Source organism: Marinobacter flavimaris, from assembly GCF_045057155.1.
Lineage (GTDB): Bacteria > Pseudomonadota > Gammaproteobacteria > Pseudomonadales > Oleiphilaceae > Marinobacter > Marinobacter manganoxydans.
Window position 1 is genome coordinate 3280704 of the sequence record NZ_CP171359.1, and the last position, 20026, is coordinate 3300729.

A 20026-nucleotide genomic window follows, 5' to 3' on the forward strand; every position below is an offset into this window, starting at 1 on the left:
ACAGGACCACCCTGCCGTGAGCGCACGCCTGGAATCCCTCGACATTCACCCGCTTCGGAACGATCTCTACAACGAGCTGCACTCAAGGCCGTTCCAGGTGCTACCGACACCGGCGCGGGTTACCCAGATGGCGGTTCTGACAACACCTGAGCAACGGCAGGAACAATTCCGGCACCTGCAGGAACTCCATCGGCTGATGGGGCATCCGGTACCGGAGAACGAGGTGGGCTGCTTTGAACATACCTTCGGTGCCCTGCGGGTGCGTCGCGAGATGCACATGGAATTCGCGTCCTACACCTTTATCAACCTGGCTGCGGGTGAGGAAACACCCTTTAGCGAGACCGGCATTACACCGTTGCCGGAGGGGTGGCTGGAACAGCTGACCGGTACAGTGATTGCGGCATTCCACCTGGAAGTACGGCCGGCCGCTGACGGAACCGAAGGCGACCTGGACTATGTACGCAAGCACTTCGAAGGCATGCGACTGGTCGGGAGCAGTCCCCAGGAGGGTGCCGCCAGGGTGTGGGGCACCTTCCGGCTACACAGTGACGGCTTTGGCCGGTTCATGGTGATGAACCACCACATGTCGGACAGCCAGCTGGGCCGTCTGACCCAGCGCCTGATGGAAATCGAAACCTACCGCCTGATGTCACTGCTGGCACTCCCCGTTGCCCGGGAAATCACACCGTCACTGAACGATATGGATGAAAAACTGGCCGTGATCACCCGGTCACTGGCGGAAAATGAGGATGTGGACGAAGAAAAACTGCTGGCCCAACTGACCAACATTGCGGCCCGTATCGAGGCCTTCCGGGCCCACTCCACGTTCCGTTTCTCTGCCACCCGCGCCTATCACCGGCTGGTACTGACCCGCCTGGAAGAATTGCGGGAAGACGAACTCTCCGGCCACCTGACCCTGACCGAATTCATGACCCGCCGACTGACTCCGGCAGTGAAAACCTGCGAAGCGGTGAGCGAACGGCTGGAAGACCTTTCCCGACGGGTCGACCGGGCCTCGGACATGATGCGCACCCGGGTGGAACTGGCCATCCAGAGCCAGAACCAGCAATTGCTCAGTTCCATGGACCGGCGCTCCAAGATCCAGTTGATGATGCAGCATACGGTGGAAGGCTTCTCGGTGGTGGCCATCACCTATTACCTGATCGGCCTGCTCAAATTCGGGCTGGATTCGGTTTACGAAGCCGGTGTTGTCTTCAACAAGACCCTGGTTCTGGGCATCGCCATTCCGGTGGTAATGACCCTGGTGTTTCTCGGGGTTCGGGTGGTCCACCATCACTTCATCAAGATGGCAAAACGGCAGTAGCTACTTCAGCCTGCCGAGATCCTGCTCGCCGGCAAACTGCCGGTAAAACTGCTGGGCCGTGCGACCATTGCGTACGCCCTTGGCAGTGGCGAAGCGGATCGCCTCCCGATGCAGGCCTTCCCGGTCATCAAAGTCGGGGAACAGCGCGTCCACCGCCTGCAGGTACACAGCCTGCGAAAACGCATAGAACGAAAGCTGAAGACCGAACCGGTCCGCCAGGGACACCTGCTCTTCGATGGCTTCGGCCGGGTGCAGCTCACCGTCGCGCATTTCGCTCTTGAGGTTATCGGACATGAACTCCGGCATCAGATGACGGCGGTTGGAGGTGGCATACACCCTTACATTCTCCGGGGGCAGTTCCAGGGAACCTTCCAGTACACTTTTCAGGGCCTTGTAGCTGGACTCACCAACGTCAAACGACAGGTCGTCGCAGAAGATCACAAACCGGAACGGCAGCTCGCAGATCTCATCGACAATTTCCGGCAGGTTGACCAGATCATCCTTGTCCACCTCGATCATCCGCAGCCCACGCTCCTGGTAGCGGTTCAACAGCGCCTTGATCAGCGACGACTTGCCGGTGCCGCGTGAGCCCCAGAGCAACGCGTTGTTGGAGGGTTCACCGGCCAGAAACCGTTCGGTATTGCGGGCCAGAGCCTGCTGCTGTCGGTCGATGCCCTTCAGATCCTGCCATTGCACCGGATCGAGCCGTCGGATGGCGCGCAGCCCCGACCGATGCCGACGCCAGACAGCCGCCGGTGTGGATTGCCAGTCAAACGATGTTGTCGCGGACATAAACCTCTTTCCTATTCCGAACCGGGCCAGCCTGTGAAACACTGGCACCGTAAAAACCTTGATAACAGGAGACTTTACCCCAAATGGCCGTAAAATCCGTCGCTTTGGTGGCACACGACAACAAGAAAAAGGAACTGGTGGACTGGGTTGCCGAAAACCGCACCCGATTTGCCCCGCTGAAACTCTACGCCACCGGCACCACGGGCCGGCTGCTTCGGGATAACCTGGAGCGGGACGATATCCATTGCCTGCTAAGCGGTCCGCTGGGCGGCGACCAGCAAATCGGCGCCAAGATCGCCGAGGGCGAAATCGACCTGCTGGTGTTCTTCTGGGACCCTCTGGAACCTCAACCCCATGACCCGGACATCAAGGCACTGCTGCGCATTGCCGCGCTCTGGAACATTCCCGTGGCCTGCAACCGCGCAACTGCCGAATTCATTCTTACCTCGGCGTACATGACAGACGACCAGCATCATCCGAAAAAGCCGGACTTCTCCGATTACACCGGCCGCCCAGTGAGCACCTGAGTAATGTTCAATCGAGTCGGTTAAGGCTACACTTAAGTCGAAGCAGTAAAGGATCGCCGGCTCGCCGATGAAGACTCCCGCTACTCACAAAGAAACTCGATACCGGAGCGTGGCCGCGACAGTCCTCTGGGCCCTTTGCCTTTTGCTCGCATCCCCACTGGCGATGTCCGAACAGGCCGACGACACCGTGACTGTCGGCATCGTGGGCGACAACAAACCCTTCTCGTTCGACGATGGTCCCGGCGCCTCCGGTTTTTCTGTTGATGTGCTTCGCGAGGTCGCCCGAAATGCCGATCTGAACTTCCGATTTCGCGCTGGCAGCTGGCCGGAAATCTACGATGCATTTTTGCGGGGCGAGCTTGATGTTATCGACGGCATCTCGTTCAGTGCGGAGCGGGCAGAAAACATCCTGTTCACAGAGCCCTACCACCTTCGCCAGACCTATCTGATGCACAACAACCAGAGGCCACTGGGGGACATCCGCACCCTCTCGGATCTGAAGGGACTTCGGGTAGGTATAGTGCGCGACGTCTACTATCGCGAAGCACTCGATGCACAGGGTGTATCCCTGACGAGCTATGATTCGGTCCACAGCCTCATTCGCGCTCTGGCATTTGGTTGGGTGGATGTCATTATCGGGCCGCGGCTGACGCTGCATTATTATGCCAACCAGGCCGGGTTCGGTTTTCTTGAGATTGCCGGCACCGCCCCCCTCGGTGATCTGGCGACCGAAGATTTTCGAATTGGTGTTCTGAAAGCCAAGAGCGAGCTGTACCAGAGGATTTCCTCTGGCCTGGAGCAGGTTCCGGCGAAACGCATCAACGAACTGCTTCAGCGTTGGCAGGAACTGGGAGGCAATAGCTTAGCCCGGGGCACCAGCTTTTCGTTGGGACCAGATCAAAAGGAATTCATCTCCGAAACCGGCCCCGTGCGCGTTGGTCTGATGCGGGATTACGCACCTTACAGTTTCGAGAGCGCAACTCGAATTCACGGTTTGAGCGTAGACGTGCTGAGCCGGATATCCGATCTGACCGGGCTGCAGGTAATACCGGTCGAGGGCCAGTGGATAGAGCTACTCCCACTATTCCGCGATGGCGAGATTGACGTGTTGGCTAACATGTCTTTCCGGCCTGATCGTCAGGCCTTCACCCGATTTACCCAGCCCTACCACACCATACCCAACGTCGCCTTTACCCGGGATCCCGCGTTAAGAATTCAAAGCCTGGAAGACCTGAAGGACCAACGCGTTGCTCTCGGCTCCGGCATTTACTACGAAGAGCCTGTTACCCAGGCCCTCGGCAACAACGCCCGGATTTTTACGACCCAGGATGCCATGTTCCAGGCTCTGGCCAGAGACGAAGTGGATGTTGTACTCGCTGCTCTTCCCAACGGCAACTTCTGGATCCGGGAGCTGGGCATACCAGGCGTCAGAATCGCGGGAGAGCTGGTTATCGAGGGACAGTCCGGGGAAGACCTCCGGTTTGGCGTCAGGCCCGGTCTCGCGCCCCTGGCAGACATACTCGATCAGGCGCTGGCTGCAATTTCCCCCGAAGAGATGCACACCATCGAAAGCCGCTGGCTGGGCGCGAGCGTAGACCTGGAGCTACAGGAAACGGGTGAGGTTTCCCTGAATGCGGTTGAACTGGCGTGGCTCAAGGTCCACGACAACCAGTTGAACATGTGTATTGATCCGAACTGGCTCCCGCTCGAAGGCATAGACGAAGAGGGCAACCACGCAGGCTTATCCGCAGAAGTGGCCCGGTTATTCTCCTCACGGGCACCGGTTCGGTTCGAGCTGGTGCGCACCGACAGCTGGACCGAATCGATCGGAGCAGCCCGGCAGGGCAAATGCGACATTTTCACCATGGCCATGAAAACTCCGGAGCGGTCAGAATTCCTGAACTTTACCGAACCCTATCTCGAGGTACCGACAGTTGTGCTTGGCCGGATTGAAGCCCCCTTCATTGAGCGGGTCGGGGACTTGCGCGGACAAAGAGTCGGCGTTGTCAAAGACTATGCCTTCGCAGAATTGCTTCAGAGTCGCTACCCCTCCCTCAATCTGATCGAGGTTGCCAACGAGCAGATGGGCCTACGTAAACTACAGAACCATGACCTGGACGGCTATATTACAACTCTGGCAACAGCCAGCTATTACATGCAGGAGCTGGGCCTTGCGGATGTGAAAGTCATCGGCCGCATTCCGGCAGACTGGTCGCTTTCAGTCGCCACACGGAAAGACGAGCCTGTCGTCCTGGGAATCATGCAAAAACTGGTATCCAGCCTGACCGCGCAGGAACGCAAAGATCTCGAGAGGCAGTGGCGCAACATCCGTCTCAAGCAGTCCGTTGATTACACGCTGATCTGGCAGCTTTCAATCGCAGCCATATTGATTGCTCTGCTTCTGGTTTACTGGAACCGCAAGCTGAACCGGCTCAACAAAAACCTGACCGACGCCAACGAGACACTCGCGCGGCTCAGCGTGACAGACGACCTCACCAGACTGGGCAACCGAAGCTACTTTGATCAGGAATTCCGAAAGAGCTTTCAGTGGTGCCAGCGCCACCATTCTGGCTTCGCAGTGGCCATGGTGGATGCCGACCACTTCAAAAGGATCAACGACAATTACGGCCATGAAGCGGGCGACATCTGCCTGCAAACACTGGCAGAGCTTATGCGCAAACATTTCCGGCGGGAAACCGACCGGCTCTCGCGCTTCGGTGGCGAAGAGTTTGTTATTTTCGCCAGCTATGATGACAGTACCGAAATTCGTAACCGGCTGGAATCCTTCCGCAAACACGTCGAAAAAAGCTGCTCGGTATGCGGAGAACACAACGTTCACCTCACCATCAGCATTGGCCTTGCCACTGGCGTACCGGGCCCCGACGACTCGCCAGCAGAGTTTCTCAGACAGGCAGACCAGGCGCTCTACCAGGCCAAGCAGAACGGTCGCAACCGGCTGGAAGCGCGCTCAGTGGGTTCCTGAGTGGTGCTAGACTGAATAAAAACAAAGTAACAAGGAGAACGCCATGGCTCGCATCTACGAGGACAATTCCCTGTCCATCGGCAATACCCCACTGGTCAGACTGAACCGCGTGAACGACGGCGCCACGATCTGGGCCAAGATTGAGGGCCGAAACCCGGCCTATTCCGTTAAGTGCCGGATCGGCTCTGCCATGATCTGGGACGCCGAGAAGCGCGGTACCCTGAAGGCGGGCATGACTATTGTGGAACCCACCAGCGGCAATACCGGGATCGCCCTGGCCTACGTGGCAGCCGCCCGGGGCTACAAACTGATCCTTACCATGCCCGCTTCCATGAGTCTTGAGCGTCGCAAGGTCTTGAAGGCACTGGGAGCAGAACTGGTGCTGACCGAACCTGCCAAAGGCATGCCGGGTGCCATCGCCAAGGCCGAAGAGATCTTCTCGTCAGACCCGGATAACTATTTCCTGCCCCAGCAGTTCCAGAACCCGGCCAACCCCCGAATCCACGAGGACACCACCGGCCCGGAAATCTGGGAAGACACTGATGGTGAAATCGATATCTTCGTGGCGGGCGTGGGCACCGGTGGCACGCTGACCGGCGTTTCCCGCTACATCAAAGGCACCAAGGGCAAACAGATCGCCACCATTGCCGTCGAGCCTACCGACTCACCGGTGATCACCCAGATGATGAACGGCGAAGACATCAAGCCGGCGCCCCACAAGATCCAGGGCATCGGTGCGGGCTTCGTGCCCAAGAATCTGGATCTGGAAATGGTTGACCAGGTGGAGACGGTTACCAACGAAGACGCCATGGACATGGCCCATCGGCTGATGCAGGAAGAGGGCATTCTCTGCGGCATTTCCTGCGGCGCAGCGGTGGCGGCTGCGGTACGCATCAGCAAGCAGCCGGAGTACCAGGGCAAGAACATCGTGGTGGTGCTGCCGGATACCGCCGAGCGTTATCTTTCCACAGCGTTATTCGCCGGCCAGTTTGGCGAGCAGGAAAACGTTCAGTAAAAGAGAAAGGCGCAGCCCCGCGCTGCGCCCTGCACTCATCAGAACTGATGTTTCAGGCCGACCCGACCGGTATCAAACTCCGGACCGCTGTTGGTTACCTGGCCGTTGAAGTCCTCTTTATCAATGTCGACGTTGTAGCGATTGTATTCCGCGAATGCCGTCAGCGCGGGCGTTACCCGGAAATCCACACCGGCGCCGACAAAGGGCGATACTTCATCGTAGGTTTCACTTGCGTTGAATGCATCAACATCAAACGCAGACGCAAACGCGCCGGCCTTACCATAGACGCCGAAGCTATCGGTCAGAGGCAGACGGCCAACAGCGCTCAGGCCAAAGCCTTTCAGCTTGCCTTCAACCTCGTCCTCGCCAAAGTTGCCGAAATCAATGTATTCGGCCTCCAGGGCAAAAAACGGATTGAACTGGTAGCCGACAGCGGCGCCAAGCAGATCGTTTTCATCCTCGAACTCGCCGCCGTGTGATTTGTAGCCACCGTAACTGCCGCTGACATAGGGGCCTGACTGGTCCCTCTCCGCGTTGCTCTGAGCTAAAGCGACGGGCGCAGTAACAAGCGAGGCTGTGAACAGTGCGGCGCTGGTAATACGGATTGCGGAATTCATAGGGCGTTCCTCCTAATGAGTTCAAATATCCTTTCATTCCATGGAAATCGAAAGTTGCCTTTCAATTACCTGAACTCACCCTACTAGGAATTCCTGCCCTACCGGGTTAAACCCGGACTAAGATCCCGTAATCCGCAATTAACCTCGAAAAAACAACAACTTTGACTTATTGAGGGGTATTAGAATCTGGCTTGGTTTCACTCTCGTTCTCGGGAGTCTTATATGCAACGACCCGGTCGGGGTCAGACGACTCGGCCCGTTTCATCAGCACCATGCCACCTTCCATCAGCAATGATTTGAGCCTGGGATCCTTCTGCTCTGCGATACCCACTGCGAACGCCATCAACGCGGCCTCCAGGGGATTGGCTTTGATCAGATTGCGAATGGCATCGATACCTAAACCTGATTGCGCCTCTACCCCTTTTTGCCGTTTTCTGGAGGAAACCGGCCGTGTCAGGCGGTAGAAGACAAGCGCAAGGAAGAGAATGCAATCAGAACTGGCTGAGCCATAACACCACATTGGTGACTTCTTTGCGGAATTTAGCCGCCACGAATATCAGGCGCTAGGAACTGCTCAGATTCGCGGAGTAGCCGCCGTACTTCAGCGCCTGCCAGACCACATAACGATCGGATGTCATCCAGCTTCTTTTCGATAATGACCAGGTTGCCGTCTTTGTCGAGAACAAGTGAATCTCGGCGTCCACGGGTATCTTCAAAACCGTCGAACTCTTTCTGGATAATCGGAAGCTCTTCGCCGAAGGCTTCGGGAGCGTTTTCGAGCCATTCCTGACAGTGATTTCGCTCTAAAATCTTGCATTCTGAGAAGTTACCGCCATTGGTGTTATGCGGTTGGCTTCTGAGTCAATTTTGTACATTTGTTACTTCTGAGCCAAAAAGTCCGCCAATAAACGCTGACACAACTTCTTCGGTGAAATCGCCGCACGTGTTGCCCGAATCCCTAGTCAGGTTGGCAATCAGATCCTTACTGAGCAGGCGTCGCAGGACTTTCATCGTTGATTTGTTGGCAATCTGTGCCGTTTCCTTGCCGAGCAACTGAGCGCCCGCAAGTCTCGTATCCCAGCCGTAGGCTTCGAGGATGCTTTCATGCTGTTCGAAAAGCCGGTCCATCTGGCCAGGAATATTTTCATAGTTGGATGCCAGATAAGCGATATCGGCCGCGTCTTTGCGTCTTGTTTGCGCATCTCTTTCGGACCAGGCCACCAGTTTCAGAAGGGCCAATCCCTGAGGACTGGCAACAGGCAACTCCAGCTCTGACTCTGACTCTGCTGCTATCATCAACCAGTCGGCGTTATTCAGGGCATCCTGAAAACCGACCACGCTCATTTGCACTTCGCCAGAAGGCGGCCATTGAATAACTGAATCGTCACTTTCAACAGCTCCAAAAGGAAGAATGTCGATGGGTGCGCCGTTCGGGCCGTGCAAACGATGAGGGAGATCGGTTTTGGTATAACCTTTGCCAATCAAACTATCCCGGATGCGTTCAAAATCAGCCCAATCCGGGACCTGAACGGCAAGATCGATATCCATTGTTGCCCGTTGAATGGGTGCTCCATAGGCGTGATGCATTACCAGATCACGGGCGGAGGCGCCGACAATGATGAATGGCACATCCTGATCCACGGCGACACACTTGATGGCTCCGTAGGTCTTCAATTGAGTCGGATCAATATTCTTGGAATCGATCTTTAATCTGGGCATAAAGCCGCTCCGCTGCTTCCAGGTTACGCGAGTCGCCGGTCATCAGGAGGTCAGCATAGACAAGAATATCTGGGGCAATCCCAGGAGTTTGGTTTACGTTGAGTGAATCAGCGAGCCAGAATTTCTCGTTGATCTGCAATGTCTCGGACGTATTGGGTGAATTGCCCGGGCTTTTACGAAGCCTATATTCCATCACCAAGCTTTTCAGCTTTTCTCGGGGCAGATAAATAGTCCCCTGGGCAGGCGACAGATAGTTGCCCAGCCGAGAGACGGCAACTTCCCCGCCCCAACACCCACCCAGAAGCTCCGGCCGGATTTTCTTCCACGGCATCGCAGAGGTTGCCTGAAATAGCCCCATGTCCAACTCGGGTAGCAGTTTTTCCGGGTAGGACTCGGCCCAGCGATCAAGCAGCCCCATAGGGTTCTCAAGTGACCTTGCGCCCTTCTTTCCATGTTCTCGAACATAGCCCTTGTCTTTCAGGTCATTCAGAACCCAGCCGATGGCTCCGAGGGAAACACCGCTGACTTCTGCCATTTTTCGATAAGTTTCACCGACCAGATGAGGGTCCATTAGAAAACTGAAAATCAGCTTTAAACCAGATGAATTAAAGGCTCGGGAGGTTTTCCTTGCTGATGCATGAACCGGCCTTTTGCGATTACCTTTTACGAAGATGAAGAATGTCTTTTCGTTCAGATAAGCATTGCCGGCGGCGTCAATGAACTGTGCGCCGGCTTCTCGAAGGCGGTCTGCCATATTCGGGTTTACGTAATCAGCGACCAGCAATGCGGGCGGCGGCATTCGCCGTAGCTGAGCGACAATAGTGCCTATATTCGCCTGCTGCGCCCAGCGCTTCAGCTCAACGCTGTACTGGATGCCCGTATCGCCCAGTTCAAGAATGAGGCCATCAGAGCAGGGCATCACTTCACTCTCGACAGTAGGGTGTAAGTCTAAACCTGTCTCTTGATGGAACGCGCGGATTGCCTGGCTTAGAAATGCGCGCTCGTTGATTGATGGTTTCATAGCCTCTCCAACATTATGTTCACAAAATAGCACTGTTCATTAATAATGAACAAGACTTTTAAGTGAACAAGAGCTCAGGAGCGCTATTGTCTGTCCTCCGGAGAAACAGGCCATAGATTCACATTCTCTCCGGGGGGCCAACTTGGCGCTGCGCCGTCCCTACCTCAATGCTTAGACAACCCCATACAATTGGCATAGAAGGTCGTTGTCGCCGGCCAATCCGAGAAAACCCCAATCACACCTACCTCACGGGCCAGAACATCGATCACGGTGAGCACGTCGCCGTCGTTGTTAATGGCATCGGTCACCGTCTGGTAATACCAGCCGCCGCCCTTTTCCAGCGGACCGCTGCGCTCAACGGTCCAGGCAATCAGGTCCAGGCCGGCTTCGCGCGCATTCTCCGCGTACCGGGACGGAACGATTTGCCTCTGGCTGTCCAGAGTCAGCAGCTTCCAGAGCGCCGGCGCCAGAATGTTCACACCCCTACTTTTAAGGTAAGCCATATAGGTTGCGGACGCGTTCACAAGGGTAGACTCAGATTGGTCGAGGAAGACTGCTTGCCGACCAAATTCCGGCATCTCGTCTACCCAGAAAAGAACGTCCTTCAAATTGAAGGACTGGGGCCAGACGTCTTCCGGCTGCACACCGGCATCGATGTAATCCTGGATCATTTGGCGGGCATAGTCTTGCTGGCTGTAATCCCCCTCAAAGGGCATAGCAACCACCGGTGATTTCAATTCCGGAGTGAACTTCGCGCCCAGAGCCCTGAACAACTCGATGCTCTCCTGATGAGTCATCAAGGTGCCCCGGCTGGAGTAGAGATCAGTGCGCCAGTCTGCGGTGCCAGCCAGGTATTCCTCCGGCGTGGTTGCCATTGGGTTGTGGGCATCCATCTTGCCCTCCAGTGACTTGAACTCGGCCAGAGTGATATCGCTGGTGCGACACTCGGCCTGTGCCGGCGTGCCCGTGGCAGGATCGGCGGGCACAAAAGGCTGGGTACACTTGGCGTTCAATGCAGGGACGGCAACGATATTGGTGGTGGTATGAAGGTCGTCCTGGGCATGTCGGCAAACCAGTTCCCGATCCCTGGTGAAGGCGACATCACATTCCAGAATACCCGCACCCATGCGCGCTGCCGCAATGTAGGATTCACGGGTATGTTCGGGAAACTGCAGGGGCGCGCCACGATGGCCGATGGAGAAATCCGTTTTCTCGACAGTGTCGGTATTGCAGGCTTGCAGGCGCTCTTTGAGCGGACTGTCGTCCATTGCACCAACCAGCCAGAAAGGCCGTGGTCCCAGATGGACCGAGGGCTCCGACTGTTCAGGCGCCAGCGCAATTGATTGCGGGGAGAGCTCTTCAACGGTCGCCGCTTGTACCAGGGAAAGTACCGAGCACAGCACCAGCCCCGAAAGGATCCGTAACATCATAACCTCCTCCTTGTGAGACCGATGATACCCTATCAACAGTCTCCCCAAGGAGGATTACGGCCAATTGACAGCCGATGCTGGATTATCTGGCAGGTTGCCCTCAGCTAGCCGCCGAAGCCTCATACTCGCGAATCATGGCAAACAACTGGTCCTTCAGATTCAGCCGCTTCTTTTTGAGGTTTTCCAGATACTCATCGGAGGTGTTTTCAGCGCCCGTTTCAACGCGATGAACGGCATGGTCCACTTCATGATATTCGTCAAACAGCTTGGCGAAGTGAGTGCTGTTGGTTTTCAAAAGATGAATGGCTTCTTTGGATTCCGGCAGTTCGTGAATCAGATCGTGTTTTTCGAGGGACATTCGCGCAGTCTCCATGACTGTGGGGGATGAGATGTATTTGACTCATTCCAGTGTATGGCTAGCTGCGCTTGCCAGTCTTGACCCCCGTCAAGCGCCAGTGAGCCTGTGCGCTCAATTACCGCGCAGGTTCATCATTCCGGATACGGAGAAAGCTGGCAAAGCGAGGCAGCCCCGTGGCTGTGAGGCCATAGTGCTTGAATGTAATCGTGGTTCCGGGTCTCGGAGGAGACGCTCGCTCGGAATCGCTGAACCCCGTACCAATCCGGAATCGCCTGCCATCGTCCAACTCCACCAGCAGTGACCCCATCAGCCCCTCGTATTTGCCCTTTCCCGGCAGATGATGAACAACCACCGCTTCGGCATCCTGATACTGTTTTACTTTCAGTAGATCATCGGAGCGCCCACTTCGGTAATGACTGGACCCCAGCTTCAACATCAAACCCTCTGCGCCGCCGTCGACGATCTTATCCAAACGCTGCATCAGTTTCTCATGGGTGCTCGCCCGTTGCTGATCGACAAGCGCCATGTAGGGTGATTCAACCTCTTGGATTAATACACGCAGCCGGGCCAAACGTTGGTCGAAGGTTGCCTCCTTATCCGGAAGATCAAACACCATGAACCGAATCCGCCGCCAATCGTTGTCATCGGGCACCACCTGACGCACCGCCCCTGACAATTCCGCAAAACGGCCCCGCCCCATCCAGAGCTCACCGTCCAGGGGACGTGCCGGAAACCCTCTGGTGAACCAACCGGGTGCCCGATACTCATGACCGCCACGGGAAAGAAATCGCTCGCCAGTCCAGTATGCTCGCACCCCGTCGAGCTTTTCACTGAACCAGTAGCCGTCCAGCGGCATGCCCTTTTGATACACGTTGGCGAGTGTCAGCTCGGGCTGTTTCGCTACCGCCACGGGGGAAAACAGAAGGGAAATCAGCACCGGCAGCGCGGCGCTGAACAATCGAAACGGCATGGCAATTCCTTTGCTCTCAGTTGCTTTTTCCTACAGAGGTCAGACTTTCCTTTCCGCCCCTGGTCAGCATCCGCGTATTAGTCGTTTCCGCAGGTGCTCCTCACCTTTTCCCGGAAATCCTCACGAATACGGGTATTCTCGGCCTCATTGACATAAATCCGCTCGCCCTGATCGTTGATGTTGTAGAAGGTCGAAACGCTGGCAAGAAACTTGAGGCGCGCCCGAAGCTTTCTGCACAGCTCGGCTTGCTTCTCCGCCTTCTCCTCGGCTTTGGCATTGGCAGCCTGCCGCGTCTCACGCTCTTCCTGCTGCTGCTCCAGAAACTCGGTCATCTTCTGATGCCGCTCCCGGGCTCCCGCATCCACGCTGGCCGGGGCGGCCTTTACCGTAACTTCACTTGATGCTGCCTGAGCTGGTGGACGGTCCCCGAAATGGGTCTGACCGTTGGCATCGACCCATTTGTAGACGCCGGCGTTTGTGGAGAGGGGAATAAGGCAGAGGAGCATTAGAGCGATTTTTACAGACACCGCGAATTCCTTTTCAATGGCTAGTAGTAATTGGCTTTACCGAAAATGGCTTCAATTTCCTTCGGCCATTTGTATTTAAAGGGGGTAAAATTCCACCAAATAATACTCGGAACAAATAAAATGACCCCCAAACACTCAACAATTTTGATCCCAATTGATTTCTTTTTCAGATCCTCTTTATAGAAATCGTAATTAACCCAGGCAAGATTATCGAAGTCCTCTCTAGTGGTTCCTTCATCATAATACCTGACAATAAAATTCCATTTCTGGTAAATACGTTCTTCTTTAAAACCGGAAGATATTTTTTTCCGCTGCAGGGGCATCTTTGGGGGCTTTCCACAAAAGTAATGCTTTTCCCGCATAAAAAGGTGGGCGTAGTACTGTCGTTCCCATACAACCCCGGAGCCTAAATATTGCCAGTTGTAAGAAAAGGTCACTTCCAATTCGTCCCAAGGAATCCGGTAGAACGTCCCTCTATGCCCTACGTAAACAAATCCTTCCTTTCGGTCGATCCGGACGGGCAACGTGAGGGGAAGAAAAATTTCGAACACATAGACGGCCACCCAGACTGGCCCAAAAGCAATCAACATCGCAAACAGTGCTTTTGAATAAAAAAAGCTAATAACCCAACCCAATACCATAACAATAATCATGAAAATATTGATGATTGCTGGCAAGCCTGAGCGAAGAGACATTAAGGCAGTGCGAATGTCCACGAAACGTTCACCGATGCAGGCAAAACTGTGCTCCATCTTTTCCGACGAATCGGACACCCCCCTCACTTTTCGTGCCGGCGGACTAGCAAGCCGCGCTCCGTGGGTTCGGTACAGCTTCTTTTCCAGTTGTTGTTCCAGGTTCGTGTCCGGAAAATCACACTTCAAAGGCAAGTCTTTCATCGATACCCAGTTCCTCTACATCGTTGTTATCCAGAATGACTCTAAGCCCGTTTTCACCCGTTACGCTCCTGCCGTCTTTCTCATACTCGATCAGCATTTCGAGCTGTTCCCAATTATCGTGATTGTAGTGCGTGAACCGATACATTAAGCCCTGCGAAGTGGAGTCTATCCTCGCTGTTCTATTAAACAGATCTGTGATTTCCCTCGACTCGTTCTCCACTAACCAGTTTCTATTAGCCACGAAAAGCTTGATGGAGACAGCGCAGTTACCTTCAATGTAACCTGGAAAATGCACGATGAGACTGGTGAATTCTGATAGAACTCGCTGCTCACCCTGTTGGGTTACCGCCCAATGCTTGGGCATGTACTCAGTTATCTTTACCAGGGGGGAGAACAGCAAATAGTAGAATCCATCCAGTTCCGCTTCGAAATATCGCCTGACATCGACACCCTCACCCTGAGAAACAATGGTTCGGCTATCTTCCAGAAGCTCTGCGCTTGATGGCCTGGATTGCTCATCCCAGTACCGCAATGTAGGCGCGTTACCCCAGAATGACAGTGAAATGAAATCCTCGATCCTAGATCGGGCTATATATAGCTGTACCATACTGATGACGAAAGAGATCGCGACCAGTACTGAACCCACCACAAGCACAACGGGTAAACCCGCCCCGGTAACGGCGCCCGCTACTGCCAAAGACGCCAGGTAAGTGATGCCGATACTCAGCCCAATCTGGACCCCGGATAGCGACGCCATTGCGTAATGGCCTGTGTTCAGAGCCTTGTGGCTCGTCCAGCCTTCCAGACCTATTGACAGTATGACACCGACGTAAGGAAGGGGCTTTAGGCTGATTCTCGCAAGACTCACCGTAATATCTGCGACCTTGCTAACAAACCTTAGCCCATTAAAAGCCACCGAAACCCTGGCACCAGCCGCAGAGAGACTTGCCCCCAAGGCTCTGGCATATTCCTCCTTGACTAATACTCCACTGAGATTAACAACGCCCTCGCCGACGCTCCATAGGCCGGACAAAACAGCCCCCCACCGGTCAATAGCTGTCCTATCGCCAATCATCACGTCCTTCCGAGTCTTATCCAACCCAGAAAACAGGTTTGCCAGATTAATCGCGTGGAAGAAAGTCACGGCGCCGATGAACTTGCCCCTATTCTGCTTGATGCTTTCAACTACCGGGTCCAGACGGGTATGAAGCCAGCCAAAGGGGTTGTCCTTGAAGTCCGGGGTCAGGTGGAATACGTCGATCAGTGCCCTGTTCAGGTAGGCCCTGATACGTGCATCCGCCATTCCGGCGGCCAGGGGTGTCATTGCAAGTTCTGAGAGATTATGGCCGGCCCCTTCCAATGATTTACGGTGGACCTCGTGGAGCAAGTCGGCCGCGGTATTCAATGTTATTCCGTGTCGGTGGACATCAATGCCATAACGTCGCTGGACGGCCCTGGTCCACTTTCTCCACTGCGGCCAAGTTTGAGGGTCTTTCGCCCAGGTGCCCATCTTGGCAGCGGGAGCGGCAAATTCCAGCATCAGAGTATCGGTGGCGGTGCTCACCTGCACATAGGCAGGCATATCGAAGATACTATCCACGATCTTTAGGCTGCCATAGTCAAAGCCGGGCAGGCCTTTCAGTTTTTCGGTCATGCCGTTGGTAGCAGATGCGAGGAACAGGACGGTTTTTAACATGTTCCCAACCGTACCCGCGTCGCCCTCATCAGCAGCTAACCAATTTTCAGAGTCTTCCTTACCTTTCTCCGAACTGACGTAGCCATCCAATATATCTGCCAGTTCCTGCTCAACCGCCTTGAACCCTTCGGCGCAGTAACAGTCGTTGAGCTCCAGCTTCCTGGCCAGTTGGTCAGAATCAATCCATCGCTTCCAATCATCGAATACCAATGTTCGAGCGTGGTCATACTTTTCAAGCTGCTTGTGGTAGCTTTCGACGAATGCGTCTTTTTCCTCTGAACGAACTCGTTCTTTAAGTTCCTCAGCAGTTTCCTGCTGGTCCTCAGGCGATTCCTTTTTGCCAGCCTCACGGGCAATGAGCGCATCTACCATCTGGGCGGTTGTATAGGCGTATGCGTTCTCCTCGGCATAGTTCGTAATCAGATTCACATAAAGAGCATGCAATTGACTCAAATCAGATGTGATACCGATTTCGTCTTCAAGAGCAACGCAGTAAGAAAATTCAGTTTCTTTTTTGCATTGGCCCTGCAAATCCGATTCACCGATTCCATGCATTAAGGTGGTCAGACTCCATTCAAAATCCAACGGTTCTGATCGAAAATCTTCAACCACCTCGCTTATCGCTTCAGTTTCACTGATATTAACGGCCTCACCTCTTCCAGGTAGGCTTCGCAAGTCGAACGGCTGCATGTGCTCTTCGCGAATTTCCGCATCCGTGCGTACAAGTTCCTGCAAACGGGAAGTCCATCGATGCTGCACAAACTTAAGAAAAACTTTTCCTTCCGCAGGGTGATGTAAGGCGGGCAAAGCGCTTTCTGCGTCCACAGCGGAAAAAAGAACCGAGTTGAACCCCGGCTGCACTTCTGTCAACTCGCCTTGTTCGTCAACACGATACTCATGCAGCGTTCCGAATACTTCGGAGAACATATACACCCAACCGGGCGTTAGTTTTCGTACACAGTAATGCGTGGTTTCAAGCGCAACGGTGGGCGGTCGGAAGTGAGGGGGCAGCGCTACTTCTTCCTGACTGATCGCCCAACGTACCGGATACAACGCAACGGTTTTGAACTGGAGCGGGCACATCTGTGCCGCTGAGTCTATGTCATCAGCACCCTGTATAAACGCTGAGCTGTTAGCGCTACCCATGAACCAGTCCCTCCGTTGACTTTTTCTCGGCGAATTCTGCAATTCGCGCTATGGCTTTGCCTGGCGCTGCGGAATTCTCTTTCCACAGAAGCTGTACTTCACTGTCGTCGAATGCCTGGTGTCCAAGCCAGCCAATCGTATTGATAAACAGCGCAATATCTCGGGTACTACAGAGTCCCCGCGCTTTCGCCGCATCGACTAAAGCAGAGACCATCCCCCAATCCTTCCCATCTGTATCCGTTTTGTGAAGCAAATGGGGAAAGTAGTTTGCAACGTGAAGTTCGAGTTTCCTGAGGGCCGTCCGTTCCGCCGCTCTTTCCATGGCAACCTGGTGTTCCTCACGAATGCTTAACCTCTCAGCCTGCCGCTCACTACTGGGCTGATCATTATGAAAATACTCCCACTCACCAGTGCGGCGATCCTGAATGGCAAACAGACTACAAGGCCCCATCAATCGCCTCACATTTTCACCTGACGAATCCAGCTTCAACAGGTGCCGCGCGATTTCAGGATCATAAAACCGGAAAACAACCTCATCTCCCGTGACCAACCTCGCCATAAGCAATCCACGCAAGTGTTGCATGACCTCTTCGAAGTGGCAGTCAGCCCGCAATACGATGGCAACACCCTGATGTTTCCAATCATTGAAGCATTTAAGTGTCAGCGAGCTATCTATTCCCGTTTCAACCAGCCACGGTGAAACTTCCAATAGGTCGGCAAGCTCCGTTTGCCTGTAGAGCGCATCACAATGAGGTGTTTCGATCTCACGATAAATAACTTGGGGCAGATTATTTACTTTGGCGCCATCAATAAGAATGAACGTCTTCCCCTCACCGGGAAGTCCAGCCAGATGCCCCATCAGATCGCACCTTGTGATTCTGGTGAGCAGACCTGGCAAATTCCCTTACCCTGATTCGCGGCATTCTTGATGGCGCGCATCTGGTCGGACTTGGCCATCGGTCTTTGCTGTGTCTCCGGCAGGGCCACCGGCGCAACAGCCCCCCCATTCTTCTCCACCAACCCCGGCATCTCCGGCACCTGAACCTTCTGCCCACTCCCCTTACCCGGCGAACCTCCGGCATTCAGCTTGATGGCAGCGCCACCCATAGCCACACCGCTGGGGTCGATCTTCACGAAACTGCCACCGGCCTTGAGGGTGATTTCCGCACCGGCTTCAATAACGGTTTTCTGGCCGGCCTTGATGTGCAGTTCGGTGCCACAGTCGGTTAGCCAAGCCGTGCCGGCTTTCAGGTGCAACGTACCAGTGACGTTGAAACTACGGTCTTTGCCGGTTTTCTCCCGTTTTTCACCGTTCACCGTGGCGTGGTCACTGCCTTTGATGTGGGCCTTGCGGTCGTTGCCCACGGTCAGGTGGCGATCGTTCCTGATGACTTCAGTGCGGTTGTTCTCCGTGATCAGGGCCAGTTCTTTCTGGGCGTGAACGTAGATCTGTTCTTCGCCGGCTTCGTCTTCAAACCGAAGCTCGTTACTGCCCTCGCCCTTGTGGGTTTTGGTTTTCAGGGTGGTGCGGGTTTTGTGTTCCGGCAGCGAATACGGCGGTGTGTTGGTGGCGTGCCAAGTCCGGCCGGTGATGATCGGCTGGTCCGGATCGCCGTCCAGGAAGGAAACGATCACTTCATGGCCGATCCTCGGCAGTGCGGTGAAACCATACTGGCCGCCGGCCCAACCCTGGCTGACCCGGAGCCAGGCACTGCTGTGTTGATCATTTAACGCATAGCGATCCCAGGGAAAGCGCACTTTCACCCGGCCGTATTGGTCGCAATGAATTTCTTCGCCTTCCGGGCCGGTCACCATGGCCATCTGGGGTCCGTCCATCAATGGTTTGTGCTCACACACGGGCCGCCAGCTGCGGTCTGCGGGGATGGCGGTAAAGTGGTTGCCGTAGCGTGTCGGTTCGCTGCCACCCTCTTCTTCCAGGGCCTGGGGTTGTGAGCCAGTATGGGTGATCGCTGTGAGAAGCCAGTCGCGGTTCACAGCCTCGTTGTCGTGGTCGGTCAGCGGCACCCTGGCACCAGGTGCAAAGTCCGGACGATTGCTTTCACCAAAGGTGGTGCTGGCATCGCTGCGTAGGGCAGCAAGCCTGGCTTCAGTGAACGGCCGACCACTGGCATCCTGTTTGAATCGGCCGGGGTAGTCGTAGTGCTGGTAATCCTCCCGGTGGACGAGCTGATCGCCAGACTGCTCATGCATCAGGGCGTAGGCCGGGTTTTTGAAGGTGTAATCCTTCATGGCGACCGAAGCAGGGCGCACCCGCTCTCGGTACGCGAACCGGAACACACAGGGCGTTCGGGTGCTGCCCCCTGCTTTGCCGTTGTAGGGGACGGCTTCGAGCCGTGGCGAATCGCGATGATGATCGGCAAAAACCAGGGCCGGTGGCTCCTGACCATCGAGGCTGCCGTGCTGGTAGCGGTAGTGCCAGCCTTCTTCGGCAGCCAGACGTTCAACAAAGGCCAGATCACTTTCACGATGCTGTACGCAGTATTCCCGCTCCTCTGGGCGGCGTTCAAGGTCGAAGACGGTATCGACAACCCCCCGCTCCTCCAGCAGGGTACGCACAATCTCATCCGTGCCCCGGTTCTGGAAAATGCGGCTGTTGTGCATCAGCGCCAGGCGCCAGAGCGGCGGACGGAAAACCAGTTCGTAGCGGGTACGCCGATGGCCGGAATCGCCTCGAGCGAATTCGCTGACCACGCCGGTAAAGCGACGCAGCGGTGCCCGGTCCTGCCAGATCACGAGATCCACTGGTTGCTCCAGCACCTTCGAGGCGACAACAGACGGATCGGTACTGGCCAGGTCAAGGCGTCCCTGGAACAGCTCGGACAGCCGTTCTGTCAGCGCAAAGCCAACAACGGAAAAGTGGTCAGAGGAGTATTCGCCAATGGTGGCGGTGAATTGCAGTCCGCTTGCCTGGGGCATGTCTTCGGTCCCTGAAGAAAAAAGAAAATCCGGGCTTTCGCACCATCCTGTGCGAAGGCTCAACCCTG

General features: G+C 55.2%; 17 protein-coding genes. 4 read left to right on the forward strand and 13 right to left on the reverse strand.

Features of this window, described 5'->3' with window-relative positions; genetic code table 11:
* Positions 1-16 precede the first annotated feature (16 nt).
* The gene (locus ACGK9W_RS15400) at positions 17-1324 is read left to right on the forward strand and encodes a DUF3422 family protein (RefSeq protein WP_008175769.1); all 1308 of its coding nucleotides are present in this window, start codon (positions 17-19) and stop codon (positions 1322-1324) included.
* Here ACGK9W_RS15400 and ACGK9W_RS15405 read toward each other — a convergent pair whose 3' ends face one another.
* Positions 1325-2116 carry an ATP-binding protein gene (locus ACGK9W_RS15405; RefSeq protein ID WP_008175767.1) on the reverse strand — a complete coding sequence of 264 codons (792 nt, stop codon included), beginning with the start codon at positions 2114-2116 and terminating at the stop codon, positions 1325-1327.
* Positions 2117-2199: 83 nt separating this feature from the next.
* Here ACGK9W_RS15405 and ACGK9W_RS15410 point away from each other — a divergent pair, with 83 nt between their 5' ends.
* The 3 genes from ACGK9W_RS15410 (at position 2200) to cysK (ending at position 6641) form a co-directional block, all read left to right on the forward strand.
* Positions 2200-2643 (forward strand): methylglyoxal synthase, encoded by a 444-nt coding sequence (locus ACGK9W_RS15410; protein ID WP_008175765.1) that lies wholly within the window; start codon positions 2200-2202, stop codon positions 2641-2643.
* Between the two features lie 109 nt (positions 2644-2752).
* Positions 2753-5626 (forward strand): transporter substrate-binding domain-containing protein, encoded by a 2874-nt coding sequence (locus ACGK9W_RS15415; protein ID WP_227497865.1) that lies wholly within the window; start codon positions 2753-2755, stop codon positions 5624-5626.
* Between the two features lie 43 nt (positions 5627-5669).
* A complete protein-coding gene (cysK, locus tag ACGK9W_RS15420; RefSeq protein WP_008175762.1) occupies positions 5670-6641 on the forward strand; it encodes a cysteine synthase A in 972 nt (323 codons plus the stop codon).
* A gap of 38 nt (positions 6642-6679) precedes the next feature.
* On the opposite strand, the gene ACGK9W_RS15425 is transcribed toward cysK, so the two are convergent.
* The 12 genes from ACGK9W_RS15425 to ACGK9W_RS15480 form a co-directional block, all read right to left on the reverse strand.
* A complete protein-coding gene (locus tag ACGK9W_RS15425) occupies positions 6680-7258 on the reverse strand; it encodes a porin family protein (RefSeq protein WP_008175760.1) in 579 nt (192 codons plus the stop codon).
* Positions 7259-7424: 166 nt separating this feature from the next.
* On the reverse strand, positions 7425-7778 hold the full coding sequence (locus ACGK9W_RS15430) for a hypothetical protein (protein WP_008175757.1): 354 nt from the start codon (positions 7776-7778) through the stop codon (positions 7425-7427).
* 341 nt (positions 7779-8119) lie between these two features.
* On the reverse strand, positions 8120-8977 hold the full coding sequence (locus tag ACGK9W_RS15435) for a nucleotidyl transferase AbiEii/AbiGii toxin family protein (RefSeq protein ID WP_405417421.1): 858 nt from the start codon (positions 8975-8977) through the stop codon (positions 8120-8122).
* Positions 8943-9998: a type IV toxin-antitoxin system AbiEi family antitoxin gene (locus ACGK9W_RS15440; RefSeq protein WP_039882122.1), complete on the reverse strand. Its 1056-nt coding sequence runs from the start codon at positions 9996-9998 to the stop codon at positions 8943-8945. The genes ACGK9W_RS15435 and ACGK9W_RS15440 overlap by 35 nt, the downstream gene beginning before the upstream one ends.
* A gap of 164 nt (positions 9999-10162) precedes the next feature.
* Complete coding sequence (locus tag ACGK9W_RS15445; RefSeq protein ID WP_008175750.1) at positions 10163-11428, reverse strand: glycerophosphodiester phosphodiesterase family protein; 1266 nt, start codon at positions 11426-11428, stop codon at positions 10163-10165.
* Between the two features lie 100 nt (positions 11429-11528).
* Positions 11529-11786 (reverse strand): YdcH family protein, encoded by a 258-nt coding sequence (locus ACGK9W_RS15450; protein WP_008175748.1) that lies wholly within the window; start codon positions 11784-11786, stop codon positions 11529-11531.
* 115 nt (positions 11787-11901) lie between these two features.
* Complete coding sequence (locus tag ACGK9W_RS15455; protein ID WP_008175746.1) at positions 11902-12756, reverse strand: DNA ligase; 855 nt, start codon at positions 12754-12756, stop codon at positions 11902-11904.
* 77 nt (positions 12757-12833) lie between these two features.
* The gene (locus ACGK9W_RS15460) at positions 12834-13283 is read right to left on the reverse strand and encodes a DUF4124 domain-containing protein (RefSeq protein ID WP_227497864.1); all 450 of its coding nucleotides are present in this window, start codon (positions 13281-13283) and stop codon (positions 12834-12836) included.
* Between the two features lie 20 nt (positions 13284-13303).
* Entirely contained in the window at positions 13304-14179 is an 876-nt protein-coding gene (locus ACGK9W_RS15465) for a hypothetical protein (RefSeq protein WP_008175742.1), read from the reverse strand.
* On the reverse strand, positions 14154-17021 hold the full coding sequence (locus ACGK9W_RS15470; protein ID WP_405417425.1) for a toxin VasX: 2868 nt from the start codon (positions 17019-17021) through the stop codon (positions 14154-14156). Before ACGK9W_RS15470 ends, ACGK9W_RS15465 begins: the two co-directional genes overlap by 26 nt.
* The gene (locus ACGK9W_RS15475) at positions 17014-17880 is read right to left on the reverse strand and encodes a DUF4123 domain-containing protein (protein WP_008175739.1); all 867 of its coding nucleotides are present in this window, start codon (positions 17878-17880) and stop codon (positions 17014-17016) included. The genes ACGK9W_RS15470 and ACGK9W_RS15475 overlap by 8 nt, the downstream gene beginning before the upstream one ends.
* Positions 17880-19958, reverse strand: a complete 2079-nt coding sequence (locus ACGK9W_RS15480; protein WP_405417427.1) for a type VI secretion system Vgr family protein — start codon at positions 19956-19958, stop codon at positions 17880-17882. The genes ACGK9W_RS15475 and ACGK9W_RS15480 overlap by 1 nt, the downstream gene beginning before the upstream one ends.
* Positions 19959-20026: the final 68 nt, after the last annotated feature.

What these genes read in the sequence shown, in the direction of transcription:
- ACGK9W_RS15470 (WP_405417425.1), bottom strand. Translation starts at nt 17,021, where the DNA reads ATGGGTAGCGCTAACAGCTCAGCGTTTATACAGGGTGCTGATGACATA.
- ACGK9W_RS15475 (WP_008175739.1), bottom strand. Translation starts at nt 17,880, where the DNA reads ATGGGGCATCTGGCTGGACTTCCCGGTGAGGGGAAGACGTTCATTCTT.
- ACGK9W_RS15450 (WP_008175748.1), bottom strand. Translation starts at nt 11,786, where the DNA reads ATGTCCCTCGAAAAACACGATCTGATTCACGAACTGCCGGAATCCAAA.
- ACGK9W_RS15430 (WP_008175757.1), bottom strand. Translation starts at nt 7,778, where the DNA reads ATGTGGTGTTATGGCTCAGCCAGTTCTGATTGCATTCTCTTCCTTGCG.
- ACGK9W_RS15455 (WP_008175746.1), bottom strand. Translation starts at nt 12,756, where the DNA reads ATGCCGTTTCGATTGTTCAGCGCCGCGCTGCCGGTGCTGATTTCCCTT.
- ACGK9W_RS15405 (WP_008175767.1), bottom strand. Translation starts at nt 2,116, where the DNA reads ATGTCCGCGACAACATCGTTTGACTGGCAATCCACACCGGCGGCTGTC.
- ACGK9W_RS15465 (WP_008175742.1), bottom strand. Translation starts at nt 14,179, where the DNA reads ATGAAAGACTTGCCTTTGAAGTGTGATTTTCCGGACACGAACCTGGAA.
- ACGK9W_RS15410 (WP_008175765.1), top strand. Translation starts at nt 2,200, where the DNA reads ATGGCCGTAAAATCCGTCGCTTTGGTGGCACACGACAACAAGAAAAAG.
- ACGK9W_RS15440 (WP_039882122.1), bottom strand. Translation starts at nt 9,998, where the DNA reads ATGAAACCATCAATCAACGAGCGCGCATTTCTAAGCCAGGCAATCCGC.
- ACGK9W_RS15480 (WP_405417427.1), bottom strand. Translation starts at nt 19,958, where the DNA reads ATGCCCCAGGCAAGCGGACTGCAATTCACCGCCACCATTGGCGAATAC.
- ACGK9W_RS15435 (WP_405417421.1), bottom strand. Translation starts at nt 8,977, where the DNA reads ATGCCCAGATTAAAGATCGATTCCAAGAATATTGATCCGACTCAATTG.
- cysK (WP_008175762.1), top strand. Translation starts at nt 5,670, where the DNA reads ATGGCTCGCATCTACGAGGACAATTCCCTGTCCATCGGCAATACCCCA.
- ACGK9W_RS15425 (WP_008175760.1), bottom strand. Translation starts at nt 7,258, where the DNA reads ATGAATTCCGCAATCCGTATTACCAGCGCCGCACTGTTCACAGCCTCG.
- ACGK9W_RS15445 (WP_008175750.1), bottom strand. Translation starts at nt 11,428, where the DNA reads ATGATGTTACGGATCCTTTCGGGGCTGGTGCTGTGCTCGGTACTTTCC.